Origin of the sequence: Roseitalea sp. MMSF_3546, assembly GCF_030732865.1 — a bacterium.
Lineage (GTDB): Bacteria > Pseudomonadota > Alphaproteobacteria > Rhizobiales > Rhizobiaceae > Roseitalea.
Genome location: NZ_JASHKB010000010.1, coordinates 16,534 through 38,863, shown reverse-complemented (window position 1 = coordinate 38,863; position 22,330 = coordinate 16,534). Strand labels below are relative to the sequence as shown.

Annotated in this window: 20 protein-coding genes; 19 read left to right on the top strand and 1 reads right to left on the bottom strand. The window is 69.0% G+C overall.

All coding sequences use genetic code 11. From position 1 onward, the window contains the following. The first annotated feature begins 9 nt into the window (after positions 1-9). From RBB34_RS09940 to RBB34_RS09855, 18 genes are all read left to right on the top strand, one after another. Positions 10-1,023 carry a branched-chain amino acid ABC transporter permease gene (locus RBB34_RS09940; RefSeq protein WP_306119064.1) on the top strand — a complete coding sequence of 338 codons (1,014 nt, stop codon included), beginning with the start codon at positions 10-12 and terminating at the stop codon, positions 1,021-1,023. Positions 1,024-1,026: 3 nt separating this feature from the next. Beyond that, positions 1,027-2,094: a branched-chain amino acid ABC transporter permease gene (locus RBB34_RS09935; RefSeq protein WP_306119063.1), complete on the top strand. Its 1,068-nt coding sequence runs from the start codon at positions 1,027-1,029 to the stop codon at positions 2,092-2,094. Continuing rightward, entirely contained in the window at positions 2,091-2,888 is a 798-nt protein-coding gene (locus RBB34_RS09930; protein WP_306119062.1) for an ABC transporter ATP-binding protein, read from the top strand. Before RBB34_RS09935 ends, RBB34_RS09930 begins: the two co-directional genes overlap by 4 nt. Then, a complete protein-coding gene (locus RBB34_RS09925; RefSeq protein WP_306119061.1) occupies positions 2,881-5,085 on the top strand; it encodes an ABC transporter permease in 2,205 nt (734 codons plus the stop codon). Before RBB34_RS09930 ends, RBB34_RS09925 begins: the two co-directional genes overlap by 8 nt. Next, the gene (locus RBB34_RS09920; protein WP_306119060.1) at positions 5,082-5,909 is read left to right on the top strand and encodes a phosphoenolpyruvate hydrolase family protein; all 828 of its coding nucleotides are present in this window, start codon (positions 5,082-5,084) and stop codon (positions 5,907-5,909) included. Before RBB34_RS09925 ends, RBB34_RS09920 begins: the two co-directional genes overlap by 4 nt. Positions 5,910-5,930: 21 nt before the next feature. Further along, a complete protein-coding gene (locus tag RBB34_RS09915) occupies positions 5,931-8,969 on the top strand; it encodes a flotillin family protein (protein ID WP_306119059.1) in 3,039 nt (1,012 codons plus the stop codon). After that, positions 8,970-9,407 carry an SRPBCC family protein gene (locus RBB34_RS09910; RefSeq protein WP_306119058.1) on the top strand — a complete coding sequence of 146 codons (438 nt, stop codon included), beginning with the start codon at positions 8,970-8,972 and terminating at the stop codon, positions 9,405-9,407. Between the two features lie 10 nt (positions 9,408-9,417). Further along, positions 9,418-9,861: an SRPBCC family protein gene (locus tag RBB34_RS09905; protein WP_306119057.1), complete on the top strand. Its 444-nt coding sequence runs from the start codon at positions 9,418-9,420 to the stop codon at positions 9,859-9,861. Next, the gene (locus RBB34_RS09900) at positions 9,858-10,658 is read left to right on the top strand and encodes an FAD binding domain-containing protein (RefSeq protein WP_306119056.1); all 801 of its coding nucleotides are present in this window, start codon (positions 9,858-9,860) and stop codon (positions 10,656-10,658) included. The genes RBB34_RS09905 and RBB34_RS09900 overlap by 4 nt, the downstream gene beginning before the upstream one ends. After that, a complete protein-coding gene (locus tag RBB34_RS09895; protein WP_306119055.1) occupies positions 10,658-11,134 on the top strand; it encodes a (2Fe-2S)-binding protein in 477 nt (158 codons plus the stop codon). The genes RBB34_RS09900 and RBB34_RS09895 overlap by 1 nt, the downstream gene beginning before the upstream one ends. Continuing rightward, complete coding sequence (locus tag RBB34_RS09890; protein ID WP_306119054.1) at positions 11,131-12,843, top strand: molybdopterin cofactor-binding domain-containing protein; 1,713 nt, start codon at positions 11,131-11,133, stop codon at positions 12,841-12,843. Before RBB34_RS09895 ends, RBB34_RS09890 begins: the two co-directional genes overlap by 4 nt. Then, positions 12,843-13,865, top strand: a complete 1,023-nt coding sequence (locus tag RBB34_RS09885; RefSeq protein WP_306119053.1) for a molybdopterin cofactor-binding domain-containing protein — start codon at positions 12,843-12,845, stop codon at positions 13,863-13,865. The genes RBB34_RS09890 and RBB34_RS09885 overlap by 1 nt, the downstream gene beginning before the upstream one ends. Continuing rightward, complete coding sequence (locus RBB34_RS09880; RefSeq protein WP_306119052.1) at positions 13,865-14,746, top strand: MoxR family ATPase; 882 nt, start codon at positions 13,865-13,867, stop codon at positions 14,744-14,746. Before RBB34_RS09885 ends, RBB34_RS09880 begins: the two co-directional genes overlap by 1 nt. Further along, the gene (locus RBB34_RS09875) at positions 14,743-15,852 is read left to right on the top strand and encodes a VWA domain-containing protein (RefSeq protein ID WP_306119051.1); all 1,110 of its coding nucleotides are present in this window, start codon (positions 14,743-14,745) and stop codon (positions 15,850-15,852) included. The genes RBB34_RS09880 and RBB34_RS09875 overlap by 4 nt, the downstream gene beginning before the upstream one ends. Continuing rightward, entirely contained in the window at positions 15,849-16,733 is an 885-nt protein-coding gene (locus RBB34_RS09870) for an amidohydrolase family protein (protein ID WP_306119050.1), read from the top strand. Before RBB34_RS09875 ends, RBB34_RS09870 begins: the two co-directional genes overlap by 4 nt. Positions 16,734-16,751: 18 nt before the next feature. Then, positions 16,752-17,603 (top strand): N-acyl homoserine lactonase family protein, encoded by an 852-nt coding sequence (locus tag RBB34_RS09865; protein ID WP_306119049.1) that lies wholly within the window; start codon positions 16,752-16,754, stop codon positions 17,601-17,603. Between the two features lie 36 nt (positions 17,604-17,639). Next, positions 17,640-19,211 carry an isochorismatase family protein gene (locus RBB34_RS09860; RefSeq protein WP_306119048.1) on the top strand — a complete coding sequence of 524 codons (1,572 nt, stop codon included), beginning with the start codon at positions 17,640-17,642 and terminating at the stop codon, positions 19,209-19,211. Positions 19,212-19,323: 112 nt separating this feature from the next. Then, a complete protein-coding gene (locus RBB34_RS09855; RefSeq protein WP_306119047.1) occupies positions 19,324-19,899 on the top strand; it encodes an NTP transferase domain-containing protein in 576 nt (191 codons plus the stop codon). A gap of 34 nt (positions 19,900-19,933) precedes the next feature. On the opposite strand, the gene RBB34_RS09850 is transcribed toward RBB34_RS09855, so the two are convergent. Continuing rightward, a complete protein-coding gene (locus tag RBB34_RS09850; protein WP_306119046.1) occupies positions 19,934-20,899 on the bottom strand; it encodes an FAD-dependent oxidoreductase in 966 nt (321 codons plus the stop codon). 329 nt (positions 20,900-21,228) lie between these two features. Between RBB34_RS09850 and RBB34_RS09845 the strand changes: the two genes are divergently transcribed. Then, complete coding sequence (locus tag RBB34_RS09845) at positions 21,229-22,272, top strand: LacI family DNA-binding transcriptional regulator (protein WP_306119045.1); 1,044 nt, start codon at positions 21,229-21,231, stop codon at positions 22,270-22,272. The last annotated feature ends 58 nt before the right edge of the window (positions 22,273-22,330 follow it).

Sequence of the window (22,330 nt, the reverse complement as noted above, 5' to 3'; positions counted from 1 at the left end):
AGCGCGCCAATGCCGGGCTTTGTCGGACGACATCCGTTCTGGTCGCTGGTCATCGCGGTGCTGGCCGCGCTGCTGCTGTGGCTCGTCTTTGCGCCCTGGCCGCCCGGTCTGGAGCAGATGCTGGGCCGCAAGCGCGTGTTTCTCAACGCGCTGTTCGGCGGGATCACGCTGGGCGCGCTGTATTTCCTGGTCGCCTCCGGCTTCACCCTCATCTTCGGGCTGATGCGCAACGTCAATCTCGCCCATGGCTCGCTCTATCTGTTCGGCGGCTATCTGGGCTTCGAGATCTCCGAGGCCACCGGCTCGTGGCTGCTGGCCTTTCCGGTGGTGTTCATCGTCGTCGGCCTTCTGGGCCTGCTGCTGCAGCATTTCGTCTTCCGCCGCATGGAGGGCGAGGAGCTGCGCCAGACCATGGTCACGATCGGCCTTTCGGTGGTCCTCGCCGATCTGATGCTGTGGTGGTGGGGCGGGCAGAGCTACACCATTTTCGCGCCCGACTGGCTTTCGGGGCCGACCACGCTGCCGATCATCTCGTCTGTCCGCGAAGGCGGCGAGATCGTCTATCTGCGCTATCCGGCGGTGCGCATGGCGATCCTCGTTGCCGCGATCGTCATCGGTGTGGGCATGTGGCTGCTGCTCAACCGGACACGGGTGGGCATGCTGATCCGCGCCGGCGTCGACGACCGCGAGATGCTGGCCGCCTCGGGCGTGCGCATCCAGTACGTGTTCCTGGCCGTCTTCGCCTTCGGCGCCGGGCTGGCCGGTATCGCCGGCATCGTCGGCGGCACCTTCCAGTCGCTCAGCCCGGGCGAGGACACGCGGTTCCTGCTCGCCTCGCTGGTCGTCGTCATCGTCGGCGGCATGGGCTCGATCCCCGGCGCGGCGATCGGCGCGCTGGTGATCGGCCTTTCCGAGCAACTGGGCCTTGTCTACGCGCCGACCTATTCGGTCGTCTTCACCTTCCTGATCATGGCCGCGGTGCTGGCCTTCCGCCCCCAGGGCCTTCTGGGCCGGGCGAGGTAGACGATGGCGGTCTTCGACACCACCGAGCCCCAGACCGCCGGCGCCGGCGCCGACCGGGCGTGGTGGGAGCGCATACCCGCCGCCTGGTGGGCGCTGCTCGCCCTGCTTGTGGTGTTGCCGGCCTTCGCCAACGATTTCGTGCTCTTCCAGGTGATGGGCTGGACGTTCATCCTGGGCATGATCGCGCTGTCGCTGATGTTCCTGGCCGGTTATGGCGGCATGGTCAGCCTGATCCAGATGTCGGTGGCCGCGCTCGCCGGCTACATGGTGGCGATCTTCGGCACGTCGGGCATGGCCGAACTGTCGATGGGCCTGCCCTGGTGGGTCTACATTCCCGTCGCCATCGTCATCGCCGCCATTTTCGGCACGATCGTGGGCGCGCTCGCCGTGCGCACCGAGGGCATCTACACGATCATGATCACGCTCGCGATCGCCTCGGCCTTCTTCTACTTCACCCGGCAGAACTATGCGATCTTCAACGGCTATTCGGGCTTCAACCTGGTCGTGCCGCCACAGCTCTTCGGCGTCGACTGGCGCCAGCCCGTGCCGTTCTACTACCTGACGGGCGCGATGGCGCTTGTGTGCTATCTCGCCGTGATCTACGTCTCGCGCGCCCCGTTCGGTCTGGTGCTGCAGGGCATTCGCGACAATCCGCGCCGCATGGCCGCGCTGGGCTACAACGTCACCGCGCATCGCATCGCCGCCTATACCTTCGCCTCGGTGATCGCCGCGCTGGGCGGCATCCTGCTGGTCTGGCAGAACGCGCAGATCGCTCCGGGCACGGCGGGCATCCCGGCCGTCATCGACATCTTGGTCATCGCCGTGATCGGCGGCATCGGCCGGCCCATCGGCCCGTTCATCGGCGCGCTGATCTACGTCCTCTTGCGCACCTTCTCTCCGGACGTGCTGACCGCCATCGGGTTCGAGGGCGAGCGCTTCAAGCTGCTTGTCGGGCTGGGCTTTCTGGCGCTGGTCTTCTGGTCGCCGGACGGCGTTCTGGGCATGTGGGACCGCTGGCGCGCCGGCCGGGCGCGGGCCGGCGATCCGCTGACCGGGAAGGGCGGGCAATGAGCGCGCCCGCCATGGCATCGGCGCCCGAACGGCTGGGTTCGGTCTCCACCGACAGCGCGCTCGAGCTGCGCGGGGTGACGAAACTGTTCGGCGCGCTCGCCGCCATATCCGATGTCACGATGACCGTGCGCTCGGGCGAGCGGCGCGCGGTGCTGGGCTCGAACGGGGCCGGAAAGACGACGCTGTTCAACTGCGTGACCGGCGACTTCCTGCCGACCAGCGGCACCATCCGCCTGTTCGGCGAGGACGTCACGCGCTTTCCCGCCTATGAGCGGGTGCGCAGGGGCCTGCGCCGGACCTATCAGATCAGCCTGCTGTTCGGCGGGCTGACGGTCGCCGACAACGTCTATCTGGCCTGCCGGGGCGTTTCGCGCGGGCGCTATTCGATGCTGCGCCCGCGCCGGGGCGACGCGCTGGTTCAACGCGCCAAGGAACTGATCGCGGCGGTCAACCTGACCGAGGTGACGACGACGCCGGTCTCCGAACTCAGCTATGGCCAGCAGCGCCAGCTCGAGATCGCGTTGGCGCTCGCCGGCGCGCCGCGCCTGATCCTGTTCGACGAGCCCGCCGCCGGCCTTTCGCCGACCGAGCGCGTCGAGCTGATCCGCATCCTGACCGACATGCCCGGCCATATCGGCTACATCATCATCGAGCACGACATGGATGTCGCGCTGCGCGTCGCCGAAAGCGTGACGATGATGCACAATGGCCGCGTCTTCAAGGAGGGCACGCCCGAGGAGATCGAGAACGATCCGGAAGTGCAGGCGCTCTATCTGGGAGGCGGCGATGAGTGAGCGTCGCGGCCAGGCCCCCGCGCTCGAGATCAGCGGGTTGAACGTCTTCTACGGCGCCTCCCACGCGCTGCAGGGCGTCGATCTGCGGCTCGACGGCGGGGTTCTGTCCGTGGTCGGGCGCAATGGCATGGGCAAGACCACGCTGTGCAAGGCGATCATGGGCCTGGTGCCGGTGTCGAGCGGCTCGATCACCTTCGCCGGCCAGCCGCTGGTCGGCCGCCCGCCGACCGAGATCGCCCGGATGGGGATCGGCTACGTGCCGCAGGGGCGGCGGCTGTGGCCGTCGCTGACGGTCGACGAGCACCTGAAGATGACCGAGGCCAGGGGCGGCGCCTGGACGGTCGAGCGCGTCTATTCGACATTTCCGCGTCTTGCCGAACGCAAGAGCAATGGCGGCGGGCAGCTTTCGGGCGGCGAGCAGCAGATGCTGGCGATCTCGCGCGCCCTGCTCGCCAATCCGCGTCTTCTGGTGATGGACGAGCCGACCGAGGGGCTGGCGCCGGTCATCGTCGACCAGATCGAGGAGATGCTGCTGCGCCTTGCCGAAGAGGGCGATGTGGAAGTCCTCGTCATCGAGCAGAACATCGGCGTTGCATGCGCGGTGGCCGAGAACGTCGCCGTGATGGTCAATGGGCGCATCAATCGCCGCGTGCCGGCCGCCGAACTGGCCGGCGACCGCGATCTGCAGCAGCGCCTTCTGGGCGTGGGCCGTCACGCCCATGACGAAACGCCCGACGACGCCGCCCGGCACGCCGAGGACCAGGGCGAGCGGACCGCGCCCGACGCGGGCGCCGCGTCGCAGGCCGCAAAGACCTATATCTCCAATCCGTCGACGCCGACGCGCTGGTCGAGGCCGCTGCCGGTCGCCCAGCTCGAACGCATGGCACGGGTTTCGACCGTCGCGGCCCGCCCGGCAACGGCGAGCGGTGCCCAGATCGAGATCCGCCCGCTGGCCCGGCCGGGCGAGAACGTGGTGCTGGTCGCCGGCACGCTCGACACCAAGGGCGCCGAACTGCGCCATATGCGCGACGTCATCCGCGCCGCCGGCCTGCCGGTGCGCATGGTCGACCTTTCGACCACGGGCGGGCACTCGGGCGCCGAGGTGCCCGCCCACCAGGTCGCGGCCTTCCACCCGCGCGGCGCGGCGGGCGTGTTCACCGGCGACCGTGGCCAGTCGGTCGCCGGCATGACGCTGGCCTTTGCGCGCTGGATCGCCCGCCAGCAGGGCATTGCCGGCATCGTTTCGGCCGGCGGCTCGGGCGGCACGGCGATCGTCGCGCCGGCCATGCGCGCCCTGCCGGTCGGCGTGCCCAAGCTGATCGTTTCCACCGTCGCCTCGGGCGAAGTGTCCAAATATGTCGGGCCGGCCGACATCATGATGATGCATTCGGTCGCCGACGTCCAAGGGCTGAACGCCATCACCGAGGAAGTGCTCGGCAACGCCGCAAACGCCATGATCGGCATGGTCACCGCGCGCCGCGACGCTCCGCCAAGGCGCCAGGGCAAGCCGGCGGTCGGGCTGACCATGTTCGGCGTGACCACGCCCGCGGTGCAACAGATCACCGCGCAATTGCAGAACGACTATGATTGTCTTGTCTTCCACGCCACCGGGATCGGCGGCCAGTCGATGGAAAAGCTCGTCGATTCGGGCAAGGTGATCGGTGTCATCGACCTGACCACCACCGAGATCTGCGACATGCTGGTCGGCGGCGTCTTTCCGGCGACCGAGGACCGCTTCGGCGCCATCATCCGCACGCGCATGCCCTATATCGGCTCGGTCGGCGCGCTCGACATGGTCAACTTCGCCGCCCCCGACACGGTGCCCGAGACGTTCGCCGGCCGCACCTTCTACGAGCACAATCCGCAGATCACGCTGATGCGAACCACGGCGCAGGAGAACGCCGAGATCGGCCGCTGGATCGGCAACCGCCTGAACGAGATGGAAGGCCAGGTGCGCTTCTTCCTGCCCGAGGGCGGGGTCTCGGCACTCGACGCGCCGGGCCAGCCCTTCCACGACAAGGCCGCGGACGCCGCCCTGTTCGAGGCCCTCGAGGCGACCGTGCGCCAGACCACCACGCGCCAGCTGATCCGCGTGCCGCAGCACATCAACGACCCCGAATTCGCCGCCGCCATCATCGCCGCCTTCCGGTCGCTGCATGGCGGGGCGCCGATCCGCAGGAGGCGCGCCAGCCGATGATCGCCCGCAAGGACATTCTGGACAGGTTCCGCGCCATGGTCGCGCGCGGCGAGCCGATCGTCGGCGGCGGCGCCGGCACCGGCCTTTCGGCCAAATGCGAGGAGGCCGGCGGCATCGACCTGATCGTCATCTACAATTCGGGCCGCTACCGCATGGCCGGGCGCGGCAGCCTCGCCGGGCTGATGCCCTATGGCGACGCCAACGCCATCGTGGTGGAGATGGCCGGCGAGGTGCTGCCCGTGATACGCAACACGCCGGTGCTGGCCGGCGTGTGCGCCACCGACCCGTTCCGGCTGATGGATGTGTTCCTGGACGATCTCAAGCGGATCGGCTTTTCGGGCGTGCAGAACTTCCCCACCGTGGGGCTGATCGACGGCACGTTCCGCGCCAATCTGGAAGAGACCGGCATGGGTTTCGGTCACGAGGTCGACATGATCGCCAAGGCGCGCGCCCGCGACATGCTGACCACGCCCTACGTCTTCGATGAGGGCAGCGCCGCGGCCATGGCCGAAGCGGGCGCGGACATCATCGTTTGCCATCTGGGCCTGACCACGGGCGGGGCGATCGGCGCCGAGACCGCGATCACGCTCAAGGACTGCCCGGCGCTGGTGGACGCCTGGGCCGAGGCGGCACTGAAGGTGAACTCGGACGCGATCGTCCTGGTCCATGGCGGCCCGGTCGCCATGCCGGACGATGCCGAGTTCATCCTCAAGAACACCGAAACCTGCCACGGGTTCTACGGCGCTTCGTCCATGGAGCGGCTGCCGACCGAAGTGGCGATGACCGAACAGACACGCGCCTTCAAGCGCATCAAGGGCCGCTAGAGGGGCCGAGGGGAGGAGACAATGACCGGACAGATCATCGGGCAGTTGATCCTGTGGCTGATCGCGGCGGTGATCGTCATCGCGATCGTCTACTGGGTGATGCAATGGCTCTACCGCCGCTCGACCAAGGAGGTGGCGTTCGTGCGCACCGGCTTCCTCGGCGAGAAGGTGGTGATCGATGGCGGCGCCTTCGTCTGGCCGATCATCCACGACATAACGCCGGTCAACATGAACACGCTTCCCCTGGCGGTGAGCCGGACCCGCGACTCCGCGCTGATCACCAAGGACCGGATGCGCGTCGATGTGGAGGCCGAATTCTATGTCCGGGTGCGTCAGACGCGCCAGGCGGTGTCGATGGCCGCCGCCACGCTCGGCCGGCGCACGCTGGAAGCGGAGAACCTGCACGGCCTGCTCGCCGGCAAGTTCGAAAGCGCCATGCGCGCGGTCGCCGCCGAGATGGCGATGGGCGAGATCCACGAGAACCGGCACGCCTATGTCGAGCGGGTCAAGCAGCTCGCCCAGGAGGACCTTGAAAAGAACGGGCTCGAGCTGGAATCGGTCGCCATCATCGACATCGACCAGACCGCGCTCGAATTCTTCAACCCATCCAATCGCTTCGACGCCGAGGGTCTGACCGCGCTGATCAAGGACATCGAGACGCGCCGCAAGCTGCGCAACGACATCGAGCAGGATTCGATGATCCAGATCCGCGCGCGCAATCTGGAGGCGGAAAAGCAGGCTCTCGACATCGAGCGCGAAAGCGAGTCGGCGCGGCTGGCCCAGGAGCGCGAGGTCGAGTTCCACCGGGCGCAACAGCGCGCCGAACTGGCCCGCGAACGCGCCGAGCGCGACACCGAGGCCGAGAGCGCGCAGATCACCGCCCGCGAGGCGATCGAGAAGGCGCGCATCGCCAATGAACGGGCCATCGCCGAGGCGCGCATCGCCTCCGAACGCGAGATCCGCGCCCGCGAGATCGCCCGCCAGAAGGAGATCGAGGCCGAGGAGATTTCGGCGCGCCAGGCCACCGAGACCGCGCGCATCAAGCAGGAGCGTGCCGTCAACGACGCGCGCATCGCCAACGAGAAGGAGACCCAGGCGCTCGAGATCGCCCGCCAGCGCGAGATCGAGGCCGACCAGATCGCCGCGCGCGAGGCCACCGAGCGCGCCCGCATCGCCCAGGAGCAGGCCGTCGAGTCCGAGCGCATTGCCAAGGACAAGGCGGTCGACGCCGAGCGGATCGCCAGGGAGCGCGAGACCCAGGCGCTGGAAATCGAGCGCCAGAAGGCCATCCGCCAGGCCGAGATCGAGGCCAACGAGGCCAGCGAGAAGCGCCGCATGGCCCAGGACCTTGCCCTCGCCCAGACCCGCATCAAGGGCGAAGAGGACATCAGGCAGCGCGAGATCGCCCGCCAGAAGGCGCTGGACGAGGCCGAGATCACCGCGCGCGAGACGGTCGAACGGCTGCGCATCCTGCAGGCGGCGGAAGTCTCCGAGGCCCGCATCGCCGAGGACCGGCGGGTGCGGGAGCTGGAGATCGAGCGCCAGCAGGCGGTCGAGGCTGCCGAGATCGCCGCCTCCGAGGCCACGGAAGCGGCGCGCATCGCCCGCGAAAAGCAGATCGCGGCGACGCGCATCGCTGCCGACGAGGATACCCAGGGCCGCGAGATCGCCCGCAACCAGGCGGTCGATGCCGCTCGCATCGCCGCCGACGAGGCGATCGAACAGGCCCGCATCGCGCAAAAGCGGACCGTCGAGGCCGAGCGCATCGCCGCCGAGCAGGCGGTCCGCGCCCGCGAGATCGAGCGCGAGGAAGAGCTCGAAGCGGCCGATATCGCCCGCCGCGAGAGCGTGGAGAAGAAGCGCGTTGCCACCGAGCTTGCGCTCGAGACAGAGCGCATCGCCAGCCAGCGCAAGCGCGAGGTCAGCGACATCGAGCGCAAGCGCGTGGTCGAGGAGGCCGACGAGGCACGCATCGTGGCGCTGGCCGGCAAGAAGACCGAGCGTGCCGCCGCCGAAGCCAGCGTCCGCCAGGCCGAGATCGCCGCGCAGCGCGACGTCGAGACCGCCGATGTGGGCCGCGAGCAGGCGCTCGAAGCGGCCAGGCTGGAGCGCCGCCGGGCGCTCGAACAGCTCGAGATCGCCCGCGTGCAGGCGCTGCGCGAGGCCGAGATCGCAAGTCAGGAGGAGATCGAGCGGGCGCGCGTTGCCACCGAACGCGGCCTCGACGAGATCCGCATCGGACACGAGACCGAACGGCGGCGGCTCGAGGTCGAGCGCGAGAAGACGGTCGAGACCGTGCAGATGGACAAGGCCATCGCGCTCTATCAGAAGTCGCTCGAGGAAAGCGCCGCGCGTGCCGAGGCCGAGTCCGCCCGCGCCCGTGCCGCCGAGGCCGAGGAGAAGGTCGCCACGGTCCGCGAGACCGAGGCCGCCAACCGGCGCAAGTCGATCGACGTTCTGATGGCCGAAAAGGCGGCCGCCGAGGCCAAGCACATGGCCGAGGCCGAAAAGCTGCGCACCGCGGTCGAGGCCGAGGCCCAGCGGCTCATCAACGAGGCCGAGAACGTGCTCACCGATCCGGCGCGTGCCTCGCTGTTCCGGCGCAAGCTGCTCGAACATGTCGAAGGCATCGTGTCGGCCTCGGTCAAGCCGCTCGAGAAGATCCAGGATATCCGGATCATGCAGCTCGACGGGATCACCGGCGGCAACGGCAACGGGGTCGGCGGCGACGGCCATTCCGGCTCGCCCACCGACGAGGTGATCAACTCGGCCCTGCGTTACCGGGTCCAGGCGCCGCTGATCGACAGCCTGCTCGCCGATATCGGCATCGAGGGCAGCAATCTGGCCCGGCAGGGCGGGCTGATGCGCGAGGCCTCCGACATGCAGCGCGTGGCCAACGAGGCGACCAAGCGCGTCGGCTCGGATTCCGGTTCGGGCGGTTCGGGCTTGGGTTCGGGCGGTTCCGGCGCAGGTTCGGGCTCGGGTTCGGCCGGTTCGGGCCGGTCCTCGCGCGCTCGCGCGTCGGGCACCGGCAAGGCCGGCTCGGGGAGCAAGAAGTAGATGGCGCGGGTCTACATCTCCTCGGTGATCGACGCGCCGGCGGCCCGCGTGTGGGAGCGCGTGCGCGACTTCAACGGGCTGCCGCGCTGGCATCCGGCGATCCGCGACAGCCGGATCGAGAATGGCGAGCCGGCCGACAAGGTCGGCTGCGTGCGCGATTTTCATCTGCAGAACGGCGACCGCATCCGCGAGAAGCTGCTCGGCCTGTCGGATTACGACATGTTCTGCACCTATTCGATCCTGGAAAGCCCGATGCCGCTGACCGACTACATCGCCACGCTGCGCCTGACGCCCATCACCGACGGCGACCGCTGCTTTGCCGAATGGTCGGCCGAGTTCGAATGCGACGAGGCCGAGGAGGAGGGCCTGGTGACCGGCATCGGCAACGATGTCTTCCAGGCCGGCTTTTCGGCCCTCAAGCGGCAATTGGCGATCTGAGGGGCGCGCCGTGGTCAAGGTTGTCAAGAGCACCGTTCTGGACGCGCCGGTCGAAGCGGTGTGGGAGGTGCTGCGCGATTTCAACGGCCACGACCAGTGGCACCCGGTCGTCGGCGACAGCGCGATCGAGCGCGGCCATCCTTCGGACAAGGTCGGCTGCGTGCGCCGCTTTCACCTTCAGGACGGATCGGAACTGCGCGAGCAGCTGCTGACGCTGTCCGACGTCGACATGGCGTTCTCCTACTGCCTGCTCGACACGCCGGTGCCGCTGCTGAACTATGTCGCCCATGTCCGGCTGGTGCCGGTAACCGATGGCGACATGACGTTCTGGCACTGGGAAAGCCGGTTCGACACGCCGGCCGGCCGGCAGCGCGAACTGCACGACATGGTCGCCGAGACGATCTATCAGGGCGGGTTCGATGCGATCCGCGCGCATATGGGGCTGGCCGCATGATCGAAGTGGAGACCTTTCCGACACTGGCCGAAGCGGCGCGCGCAATGGGCGCCGGGGCGGCCTATCTGGGCGGCGGCACGGTGATGATGCGTGCGGTCAATGCGGGCGATGCCCCCGCGCGGCTGGTGCGCACGACCGACCCCGCCCTGACGCAGATCCGCGCCATGGGCGACACCCTTACGCTGGGCGCGGGCGTGACCATGGCGCAGATCCTGGCCGAACGCGATCTCGACTTCCTCCATGACGTCGCGCGCCAGATCGGCGGCCCGCAGGTGCGCAACATGGGCACCGTCGGCGGCAACATCTTCGCCCCGCACCCCTATGGCGATTTCGCCGTCGCGCTGCTCGCACTGGGCGCGCGCGTGGCGATGGCCGACGGCAGCAGCGCCCGGCCGATCGAGGACGTGCTGCGCGAGCGCGACCGGCCTTCCGGACTCATCGCTTCGGTCGAGGTGCCGCGCCCGCGCCCCGGCGCCTTTGCTTTCAGGAAGGTCAGCCGCGTCCGGCCCAAGGGCGCCTCGATCATGTCGATCGCGGCGAATCTGCCGCGCGAGGGCGGGCGCGTGCGCGGAGCGCGTCTGGCCTGGGGCGCGATGGGGCCGCGCCCGCTGCGCGGGGCGGCCGTCGAGCGCGTGCTCGAGGGCCAGTCTGTCGATCATGGCGATATCGACCGCGCCGCGCAGATCGCCGCCAAGGGGCTCGAACCGCCGACCGATCCGCTCGCCTCGTCCTGGTACCGGACCGCGGTCGCCGGCGTGCATCTGAAGCGTCTGTTGCAATCCATGGAGGGCCGGTGATGGCGAAAAAGCCCGTGACCGTCACGCTCAACGGGACCGAGCGGGCCGGCTTCGCCGAGCCCGGCCAGAACCTTCTGGACTTCCTGCGCCGCGGGCTGGGCGACCTGTCGCCCAAATATGGCTGCGGCCAGGGCACCTGCGGCGCCTGCACGGTGACGATCGATGGCCAAACGCATTTGTCCTGTCTGGTGCTGGCCGAAGCCGCCGATGGCCGCGCCGTCGGCACGGCGGCCGGCCTTGCGGACGGCGCGCGTCTCGATCCGCTCCAGGACGCCTTCATGGAGAATTTCGCCGCCCAGTGCGGCTATTGCACGCCGGGCATGCTGGTGTCGGCGCGCGCCCTTCTGGACCGCAATCCGCGCCCGACCCGGGCGGAGATCGTCGAGGCGATCTCGGGCAATCTGTGCCGCTGCACCGGATACGAGCCGATCATCGCCGCGATCGAGGCGGTCGCCGAAGAAAGGACCAGGCCATGAATGCCGTGACCGGCGGTTTCGAACTGCGCAAGGAACTGTTCGCCGACGAGCGCGAGGAGAACCTCAACGAGATCGGCAAGCGCACCAGGCGCCAGGACATCGAGGGCCATGTCACCGGACGCTCGCCCTTTTACGACGACCATCTGTTCGACGGCCTGCTGCACATGCGCTATGTGCGCTCGCCGCACCATCACGCACGCATCCGCCGGATCGACACGTCCCAGGCCGAGCGCATGCCGGGCGTGGTGCGCATTCTCACCGGCAAGGACGTGCCGCAGAACCTGAACACGCTGCTCTCGCTGCTCGATTTCGGCCTCGACGACGAGCCCGTCCTGTCGGACACAAAGGTCGCCTATCGCGGCGAGCCGGTGGCGGCGGTGATCGCGCAGACCGAGGCGCAGGCGCGCGCGGCCGTCAAGGCGGTGCGCGTCGACTGGGAGCCGCTGGCCCATGTGCTCGATGTCGAGGAGGCGCTTGCGCCGGGCGCGCCGACCGTCTGCGAGACCTATCCGGGCAATCTGTTCGTCTATCACGGCAAGTACAATCACCAGAAGCTGCGCTATGGCGATGTCGAGGCGGCGCTCGCATCGGCCGATCACGTGGTCGAGGGGCGCTACCAGATGTCGCCGATCGAGCAGGCGCCGATCGAGACCTGCGGGGCGATCGCCGCGCCCGAGCAGAACGGGCGCTGGGTCTGCTACACCTCCACGCAGGCCCTGTTCTTCTCGCTGGGCACGGCGGCCAAGGTGCTCGCCACGCCGTCCTCGCGGCTGCATTTCGTCGGCGGCACGGTGGGCGGCGGCTTCGGCGGCAAGGTGGATTCGATCCATGAGCCGCTTGCGATCCTGGGCGCCATGCTCACCGGCCGGCCGTGCAAGTCGATGTGGGACCGCGAGGAGGAGATGCAGGTCGGCGCCCCACGCGGCGCCGAGCGCTGGTACCTGACCGACGGCGTGATGGATGACGGGCGCATCGTGGCGCGCAAGTTCACCGGCTATTTCGACGCCGGCGCCTATACGCGCCTGTCCTCCTACGCCATCATCAAGGCGGTCGGACATCTGCCCGGCCCCTACACGATCCCCAATGTTCATGCGGACGTTCATTGCGTCTACACCAACCGCACGCCGGCGACGGCGATGCGCGGCTTCGGCATCACGGGCGTCGACTTCGCCATCGAGGCGCATATGGACAAGGTCGCTGAAACGGTTCGGATGAACCCGGTCGACCTGCGCATTCTCAATGCCTATCGCGACGGCGACATGAAGGCGCATCGGCGCCTTGCCAAGAACTGCGCCTTCATCGAGTGCTGCCAGGTGGTCGCCGAAAAGGCCGGCGTGACGATCAAGCCCGAATCGCGGGCGGCCTCCTCGCTCACCGGCGGCGGCGGCGAACGCGCGCGGCTGCCGGCCCGCACCGCCACCGACGAACATGGCCGCGTCGAGGGCTTTTCCTCCGGCTCCTACGCGCAAAAGGGTGGAGCCCCCGCGCCGGCGCCGGCCGGCGTGCCGACGGCGCCGCAGCCGGCCCGGCCCCCATCGCGATCAAGCCAGCCCGCGCCCGTATCGCAGGGCACGCCGGCGCCGCCACGCGAACCCGCGCAATCGGGCGCCCCGCCACCGGCACCGGAGCGACCGGCCGCCAGCAAGGACCGGCCCCGGCGCTCGGGCGCCATGCGCTTTTCCTCCATTTCCGGCTTCAGGAGGCGGTGATGGCCGTGCACAGGGGCCGCGGCTTTGCGGCGATCAACTATCCGATCGGCATGAATCTGGGCGGCGATCCCTCCCAGGCGCTGGTCCATTCCAACCCCGACGGCAAGTTCACCGTCGCCCTTTCGGCCATCGATCTGGGCCAGGGCATGAAGTCGGTCACCCGCCAGATCGCCGCCGAGACCCTGGGCATTCCGATCGACGACGTCTATGTCGACACCGCCGACAGCGACACCGGTCCGCACGACATGGGCTCGTTCGCCAGCCGCGGCACGCATCGCATGGGCAACGCCGTCATCATGGCGGCGCAGGAAGCGCGTTCGGTGATGCTCGAGGCGGCCGCCGAGGAACTGGAGGTCGATCCGGGCGATCTGGTCACCGACGGTCGGGGCAACATCCATGTGCGCGGCGCGCCTTCGCGCTCGATCACCACGATGGCCGCCGCCCAGGCCGCCCAGTTCAAGCAGGGGCGCACCATCGCCGGGCGGGGGATCTTCCTCATTCCGCTGTCCGAGGTCGATCCTGAAACCGGCGAGATGACGCCGGTCTCCACCTTCGCCCATGCCGCCATGCTGGTCGAGGTCGAGGTCGACGACGAGACCGGCGAGGTCGCCGTCACCGACATGCAGTCGGCCTACGAGGTCGGCCGCGCGCTCAATCCGGGGCTGGTGGAGCAGCAATTGCGCGGCGGCGCCTGGATGGGCATGAGCCATGCCGCCTGGGAGACGACCGAGCCCTACTATCCGGCCCGCGATCACGGTCCGGTCGATTTCAATCATTACCTCATGCCCGGACCCGGCGATCTCGCCCCGCATCATATCTCGGTGCTGGAACGGCCGGCCGAGGACGGCCCCTATGGCGGCAAGGGGCCGGGCGAGATGTGTGCCAATCCGGTGCTGCCGGCCGTGGTCAACGCGGTCTATGACGCGGTCGGCGTGCGCATCGACGAACTGCCGGTCACGCCCGAAAAGGTGTTGCGCGGCATCCGGGCCAATGGCGGCGCAAGGCCGCGGCAGGCGCTCTGATGGCCGTCCGGCAACTGCCAGCCGGTCTTGACGGGCCCGACCCGCTCGCACGCGCCCTGCGCGACGCGCAATACATCGCTTCCGAAGGGCTGGCGACGGCGGCCTTCCTGGCGCTGTCGCTGCGCAAGCCGCTGCTGCTTGAAGGCGCCCCCGGCGTCGGCAAGACCGAGGCGGCCAAGGCCATCGCCTCGATCCTGGGGCGTGAACTGGTACGCCTGCAATGCTATGAGGGCATCGACAGCGCGGCGGCGATGTATGAGTGGAACTTCCCGCGCCAGATGCTGGCCATCCGGCAGGCGGGCGACGAATACGTCAATCTTTATGCGGACGAATATCTGATCGCCCGGCCGGTGCTGCTGGCGCTCGAGCGCCCGCGCGAGCGCGTGCTGCTGATCGACGAGATCGACCGCGCCGACCACGAATTCGAGGCGTTCCTGCTTGAGTTCCTGTCCGACTTCACCCTGTCGATCCCCGAGCGCGGCACGATCCGCGCCGCCGAGCCGCCGGTCGTCATCCTGACCTCGAACCGCACGCGCGAGCTGCACGAGGCGCTGCGCCGGCGCTGCGTCTATCACTGGATCGACTATCCCGATCCAGCGCTGGAAGCCCAGATCGTGATGATGCGTGCCTCATCGGTCGCCCAGGACACCGCCGGCAAGGTGGTCGCGGCGGTCGGTCAGTTGCGGGCCGAGCCGCTCGCCAAGCCGCCGGGCGTCGCCGAGACCGTCGAATGGGCCGAGGCCGCGACGATCCTGCACGACCAGGGCGTGCCGTGGCCGCGTGCCTTTGCCCGAGCCATCGGCGTCGCGCTCAAGGACCAGGACGATCTGTCCTATGTGGCGCCGCAGCTCGACGCCATGCTCGAAAGGATCGCCTCGTGAGCGCGCCTGCGCTGCCAAGGGCCGCGACGCCCTTTCTCGATTTCGCGGGCGCCCTGCGGGCGGCCGGCTTCGCCGCCGCGCCAGAGCAGACCGAGACCTTCCTGGCCTCGGTCGGGCTGCTGGGTCCGCGCTCGCTGCACGATGTGCGCCGCGCCGCCCATGCGGTGTTCGGTCCGTCCCCCGAGCGGCGCGATCAGTTCGACGCGGTGTTCGACGCCGTCTTCCTTGGCCGCAGCCTTGCCGCGCCCGCCATCGGCGAGCCGGAGGATCTGCCCGGCGCCTATGACGCCGGCGAATTCGACCTGACGCCCCAGCCCGACGAGGACGAACCCTCCGGCGCCGAGGCGACGGCGACCGAGCGGCTGATGCGGCGGACCCTTGCGGCGGGCGACGAGGACGCAGCGCTGCGTGCCCTGGCCCGCGCCGCGCCCAAGGCACTGCCGCGCCGCACCTCGCGCCGCACGAAAAGCGGCCCGGGCCGGCTGTCGGACGCGCGCCGCGCCTTCCGCGACATGGCCCGCCGCGACGGCGAGGTGATCGCCCTGCCCACCCGTACGCGCCGCGACCGGCAGCGCCGGGTGCTCATCCTGATCGATGTGTCGGGCTCGATGAAGGCCGGCACCGACGGCAGCCTGCGCCTCGCCCATACGCTGGTGCAGGCCGGCGAGCGCGTGGAGGCCTTCACGCTCGGCACCCGGCTGACGCGGGTGACGCGCGCCCTGCGCCACCGCAATCGCGAGCAGGCGCTCACGCGCGCCTCGGGCCTGGTCGCCGACTGGGACGGCGGTACACGGCTCGGCGAGGCGCTCGCGGTGTTCCTGTCGGTGCCGCGTTTTGCCGCGTTCGCGCGCGGCGCGCTGGTCGTCATCGTCTCCGACGGGCTCGAGCGCGGCGGCCCCGAGGCGCTCGCGTCCGCGATGGCCAGGCTGCGCGGGCTGGCCTGGTCGGTGCTGTGGCTGTCGCCGCTTGCCACCGATCCGCACTACCGGCCCGAAACGGAAGCCATGGCCGCCATCATACCGATGATCGACCGCCTCGGCGACGGCTCGACCGCGCAGGCGATCGCCCGTGAAGTGCTGAGCTTCTCCAAGGGAGCGCGGCCGTGAGCGTTGTCGACGCCCATTTCCACGTCTGGCGGCGGTCCGATCTGCCCTGGCTTGAAGGGCCGATGCAGCCGCGCATCTTCGGGCCCTACGAGCCGATCCGGCGTGACTATCCGATATCGGAATATCTGGGCGACATCGAAGCCACAGATGTCTCCCGCGCCGTCTATGTGCAGGCCAACTGGCCGCCCGAGCGCGCCGGGGACGAGGTCGCCTGGGTCAGTTCGCTGGCCGGGGAGACGGGCTGGCCGCACGCCATCGTCGCCTATGCCGACATGACGGTCGACGATGTGCGCCCGGCGCTCGATGCGCTCGCCCAATGGCCGCTGGTGCGCGGCATTCGCCAGCAGTTTCACTGGCATGAGAACGAACTGTACCGCTTTGCATCATCGCCCGATCTGTGCCGCGACGGCACGGTTCGGCGCAACATCGCCGCGCTCGCCGATCATGGCTGGTCGTTCGACCTGCAGGTTTTTGCCGGGCAGATGGACGGGGCGTGCGAACTCGCCGATGCCGTTCCAGACGTGACTTTCGTGCTCCAGCACGCCGGCATGCTGGAGGATGGGAGCCAGGCCGGCCGTGCCCATTGGCGCGCGCGGATGGCAAGCCTGGCCGCGCGGCGCAATGTCGTCGCCAAGCTCTCCGGCTTCGGCACCTTCATTCATCGCTGCGATGGCGAGCACATTGCCTGGCTGACCGACCAGACGGTCGCCCTGTTCGGGCCCGAGCGCTGCCTGTGGGGCTCGAACTTTCCCATCGAAAAGCTCTGGACCGACTATGCGACCTTGCTCGGCGCGCATCGCAAGGCGGTCGAAGCGCTCGACGCCGGGGCCCGCAATGCGATCTTTCACGACACGGCTTGCCGGGTCTACCGGCTCGATTGAAAGGGAGGGAGGAAACCCATGGCACTGGAAATCAGGCTGCTCGATTATGGCGATATCGAGCTCGAATCGAGCTTTCTCGTGCTCGGGCGCGACTGCGGGCGCACGCGGCGCGTGCCCGTCTACGGCTTTCTGATCCTGGGCGGGCAATATCCGATCGTCGTCGACACCGGCTATCGCGACAACGCGATCATGGAAACGCTGGGCATGCGCGGGCTGCAGTTCCACGAGAACATGATCGAGCGGCAGCTTGCCAATCACGGGGTCAAGCTCTCGGATGTGCGTTACGTCCTGCACACCCATTTGCATATCGACCATGCCGGCAAGGACGACCATTTTCCGATGAACACGACGGTGGTCATCAATCGGCGCGAGCTCGAATATTCGGTCTCCGGGCTGATGCACCCGCAATACCCCAAGCCCGACATCATCCATCTGGTCGAACGGCTGCACACGCCCGGTGCGCTGCGCCTCGAGGATCTGGAGATCTCCGGGCCGGTCGAACTGATGCCTGGCGTGCATCTCGAAGCGGCCGGCGCCCACACCGAAGGCTCGATGAACGTCCATGTCGAGACCGCGGACGGGCGCGCGACGATCTGCGGCGATGTCATCTATGACTTCAACGACCAGATCATCGCGCCGCAACGCTCCTTCGGCCCGGAGGAATATCAGGTCACGGGCAATCATGGCGGCTCCAAGCGCGCCGAAAAGGGGGCGGTGCGCAAGCTGATGTATTCGGGCGCGAAATATCTGCTGCCGATCCACGACAAGCCGGCGCTCGTGGAGAACGGGCAGGTCGTCGGCCGGCTCGACATGGCCATCCCCGGCCCGGTCAGCCAGTCGGTGCCGCGGCGCAACTGGTTCCCCGCATAGGCCATTGCTTGCGGGCAGCTCAGGGAGGAGGCCACCATGGCGCATGAGGCGCTCGATCCGGCGTTCCGCCGGCTGATCGACGAGCACGCGCCCGTCATCCAGGCGGGCTCGGGCTTTGACTTCACCGAGGGGCCGATTTGGCACCCGGTCGACCAATACTTGCTGTTCTCGGACATGCCCGGCGATGTCAGGCGCCGGCTCGACCGCGCCGGCGTGCGCGAGGTGATGCGGCCCTCGCACAAGGGCAACGGCATGACCTATGACGCCGATCTCAACCTGCTGGTCTGCGAGCATTCGACCTCTTCGGTCACCCGCTTTTCGCCGGACGGGCGGCGCGAGGTGCTGGCCAGTCACTATGAAGGGCGCGAACTCAACTCGCCCAACGACATCTGCGTCAAGTCGGACGGTTCGATCTGGTTCACCGACCCCTGGTACGGGCGCATGGATGGGTTCGGCATCGAGCGCCCGCGCGAACTGGGCTGGCAGGGCGTGTTCCGCCTGCCGCCGGGGCACCGGCCGGGCGACGAGCCGCAGCTCGTGGTCGACCGCTACCTGTTCACCATGCCCAACGGCCTATGCTTTTCGCCCGACGAATCGCTTCTTTACGTCAACGACACCGAGCAGGCGAATATCCGCGTCTACGACGTTGCGGGCGACCGCCTTGCCAATGGCCGCATCTTCGCCTCGGGCATCAAGGATTCGCTGCTGCCGGGCGTGCCCGACGGGATGAAATGCGACGCCCAGGGCAATGTCTGGTGCACCGCGCCAGGCGGGCTTTGGGTCTACGACCGGTCCGGCAAGCTGATCGGCAAGGTCTCCATTCCCGAACTGCCGGCCAACCTGCACTGGGGCGGCGAGGACTGGCGCACGCTCTATGTGTGCGCATCGACCAGCGTCTATTCGGTCAAGGTCAAGGTCGGTCCGCGCAACGAGCCTTTCATGCGCGCGCGCGGCGCAACGGCCGTGCAACCGGCCACCGTGTCCGCGAACGGGGCGGACGAGGCCCTGCGGCTCGACGCATCGCGCTGCGCGCTGATCATCCAGGACATGCAGAACGATGTCGTCATGGAAGGGGGCGCATTCGCCGATTCGGGCTCGCCGGTCCATTGCCGCGAGCAGAACGCGATTGCCAACATTGCAAGGCTGGCCGAACGCTGCCGCCAACTTGGCGTACCCGTGATCCATGTGCATTTCGTCGTCCCGCCCGACGCGCGCGGCCTGACGCTGAACGCGCCGCTGTTCGAGGGCGTGATCGACAACAACGCGCTCAGGCGCGGCTCCTGGGGCGCGGCCGCCGTCGCCGGGCTCGAGCCGCGAGAGAGCGATCATGTCGTCGAGAAGATGCGCATGTCGGCCTGGGAGGGCACCGAGCTGGAGACGATCCTGAAGGCGGAGGGGCGCGACATGATCATCCAGACCGGCGCCTGGACCAACATGTCGATCGAGCACACCGCGCGCACCGGCGCCGACAAGGGTTATGTGATGGTCATCCCCGAGGATGGCTGTTCGACCATGAACGCGGACTGGCACAACGCCTCGATCAACTACGCGCTGCAGAACGTCTCGCTGGTCACCGGCACCGACGCGGTGATCGCCGCGCTTCGGTGATGGCGCACCGGGCCGATCGCGACAGGTCGGGCACCATGCCGGACCCGCCGCGCCACCGCGGTCCGCCCGCGCCGGGCGCGACGCCAGGCGCGCTGCCCGGGAAGACGGCTCGGTGACCGCCTTCGGCCTGGTGCTGGCGGCCGGCCGCTCCACCCGCTTCGGCGGCGCCAACAAGCTGCTCGCGCCTCTGGACGGGCCGCCCGTGGCGGCGCATGTCGCCCGGGCGATGGGCGGTGTCCGGCTGGCGCATCGTGCGGTGGTCACCGCCGAGCCGGCGGTTGCGGCCCTGTTCGGGGGATTCGAGGTCCTGTCGCCGCGCGGCGGGCCGCGCGATCAGGCGTCGAGCCTCGCCCTGGGTGTCGACCGCGCACGGGCGCTCGGCGCGGACCGGCTTCTGATCGCGCTCGCCGACATGCCGCTGGTCACCACGGATCTGCTGACCGCGGTGCTCGACAGGTGCACCACCGACCGGCCCTCGGCCGCATCGGACGGCAGGCGCCGCTGTCCGCCGGCCTGCTTTCCGCAGCCGGTCTTTCCGGCCCTTGCCGCGCTCCGCGGCGATCATGGCGCCCGCGCGCTGCTTGCCGCGCTGCCGGCCGAGGCCGTCATCGCCGCGCCGCCGCAGATCCTCGTCGACATCGATACGCGCCAGGATCTCGAGCGTGCCCTGGCCGCCCTGCGCCGCTGAGCACCTGCCGCGCGGCCGCGGTCGCCGGCAAGGTTCACCCCGGCGCCATGGACCCGATCAATGCGGTTGCGACCGCCTCGCCGCTGTCGAACGCCGCTTCCACCCGCGCGCCGATGCACCAGTCGCCGCAAAGACCGATACCGGCCGCGCGATCCCAATGGCAGGGCGCGCCGAACGGGCGCTCGACCCGGGCGTGGCGCCAGCGATGGGCGGCGATGAACCGTGGCTGCCTGCTCACGCCGAAACGCGCGCTGAAGGCGGCATGAAGCGCCTCGGCGACCGCTTCGGCGCGCCATTCCAGATGAACGCGCGACCAGTCCGGCGCGGCGTGCACGATGCAGGTCCCAGCGTCCGGCCGCCGGCCGGGCTTGCTGGCCTCGCGCGCCACCCAGGCAATCGGTCCGTCATCGCATGTCAACCGGTCCGCGCCGAGATCGGGCGGCTCGTCAAAAGCGAGCATGAGCGCCCAGCACGGCGCGTAGGTCACCTCCGACAGCCCGGCCACGCCAATGCCGGCGCCTTGCAGCAGGTCGCCTGCCTGCGGCGCCGGGACCGCCAGCACGACCGCGTCGAAGCTGTCGCCGCCCGGCCGTTGCGACGGCCCGCTGTCGAACCGGAGCGACCAGCCGGAAGGATGACGGTTCAGGCCCGTTACCCTTCGCTCCGTGACAACCGGCGTGGACCCGGCGAGCGCCTTGCCGACCGCGCTCATCGTGGGCTGGCCGACGAAGCCGCCCTCGAACCATTGCGCGACCGCGCCCGCAGCTTCCAGTTCGCGCACCAGTGCGGCAAAGCGCGGTCCGCGCACGGTGAAATACTGGGCGCCGTGATCGAAGGTCGAACCGTCGGCGCGCCGCGTTGCCATGCGCCCGGACACGCCGCGGCTCTTTTCGAACACCGTGCAGGCCACGCCCGCCTGGCGCAGCCGCCGGGCCGCGGCAAGCCCGGCCATGCCGGCCCCGATCACCGCGACGCGGGGCTGCCGATCTGCCTGCTCCATCAAGACCCTGTCCTTTCCGCTGGCGCGCGGCGCGCCCGCCTTCCTCACCGCCTTGGCTTGCCTTGCCTTTTTTGCATCGGCCTTGGCGCCATAGCATAGGGCGCGCGCACCGTCCGTCAGCAGTTCCGGGACGTGCCGCGCCTCGATCGGGCGCCAACTTGCCGGCCGGTCGGCGCGGCCGCAGGTGTTGCCGCTTGCCTGCGCGCGCGCGCGCGGTGTAATCACGTTCAACCTGGCGGCGCGGCCAGGCTGGCTCGACCGCGCCCGAGGGTTCTCGAACGCAATCCGAGCCGTTCGCAGGACCGTCCGCCCAGCCTCCGGGAGTTTTCGTGACAAAGTCCGAGACCGTTAACAAAGCACAACGGCGCGGCACGTTGACGCTAAAGGACGTCGCCCTTGTCGCCGGTGTCACACCGATGACCGTCTCCAACGTGCTCAATGGCCGGGACAGCCAGGTCGGCGCCAAGACGCGCGAGCGTGTGCGCGCCGCCATCGAGCAATTGGGCTACCGCCCGCACGCGGCGGCCCGGCAGTTGCGGTCGCAGCGGACCAATGCGCTGGGCATGTTGGTTCTGGACGACGTGCCACAGTTCCTCAACGACCCGTTTACCACACAGGTCGTGGCGGGTCTTTCCAACGTCGCCACCGAAAACGACTACAGCGTGGTCCTGCAGGGCGTGCGTTCGGACAACATGCTCGACGCCCCGCTTCTGGCGCAGCTCAGGACCGACGGCGTGTGCGCGATCCTCTCGGGCCCCCGGGACCGGCGCCGTGCACTGATCGAGCGGCTGATCAATCTTCGCGTGCCGCTCGTCCTTGTTCAGGAGGCCTACGACCATGCGGACGTTTGCACCGTCCGCCAAGACGATCATCGCGGTGCCAGTCAGATCGCCGAGTACCTTGTTGCGCAGGGCGCCCGCAGGATGATGTTCCTGCGGCCGGCCGAGCGATGGCCTGCCATGTCGGAACGCATCCGCGGAACGCAGAATGTTTGCGATCGCCATGGCGCCAGCCTGACGATCGTCGCTTGTGGTGATGAGTCCCTTGCCGCCACCCAGGCCGCCGTTGCCGAAGCCATCGACGCCGAGGGCCTGCCCGACGCCATTGTCGGCGGCAATGACCGCATGGCCATGGCCGCGCTCAAGCTGCTGGCGCAGCGCGGCATTAAGGTGCCCGACGATCTGCGCGTGACCGGTTTCAACAGCTTCGATTTCGCTGCCTATGCCGTCCCTAGCCTGGTAACGGTGCGTTCGGACGCCTACGCGATGGGATACCGTGCCGGCGCTGAACTTTTGCGGACCATCGAGACCGGCGCCTTTTCGACGCGTGACATCGTCTTGCCCGTATCCTTCGTGCCCGGTCAATCGGCCTGATCGCAGGGCCATCGAGGCTCGGCGGTACGCTTTCCGCTATACAGATGGATTGCCGGTT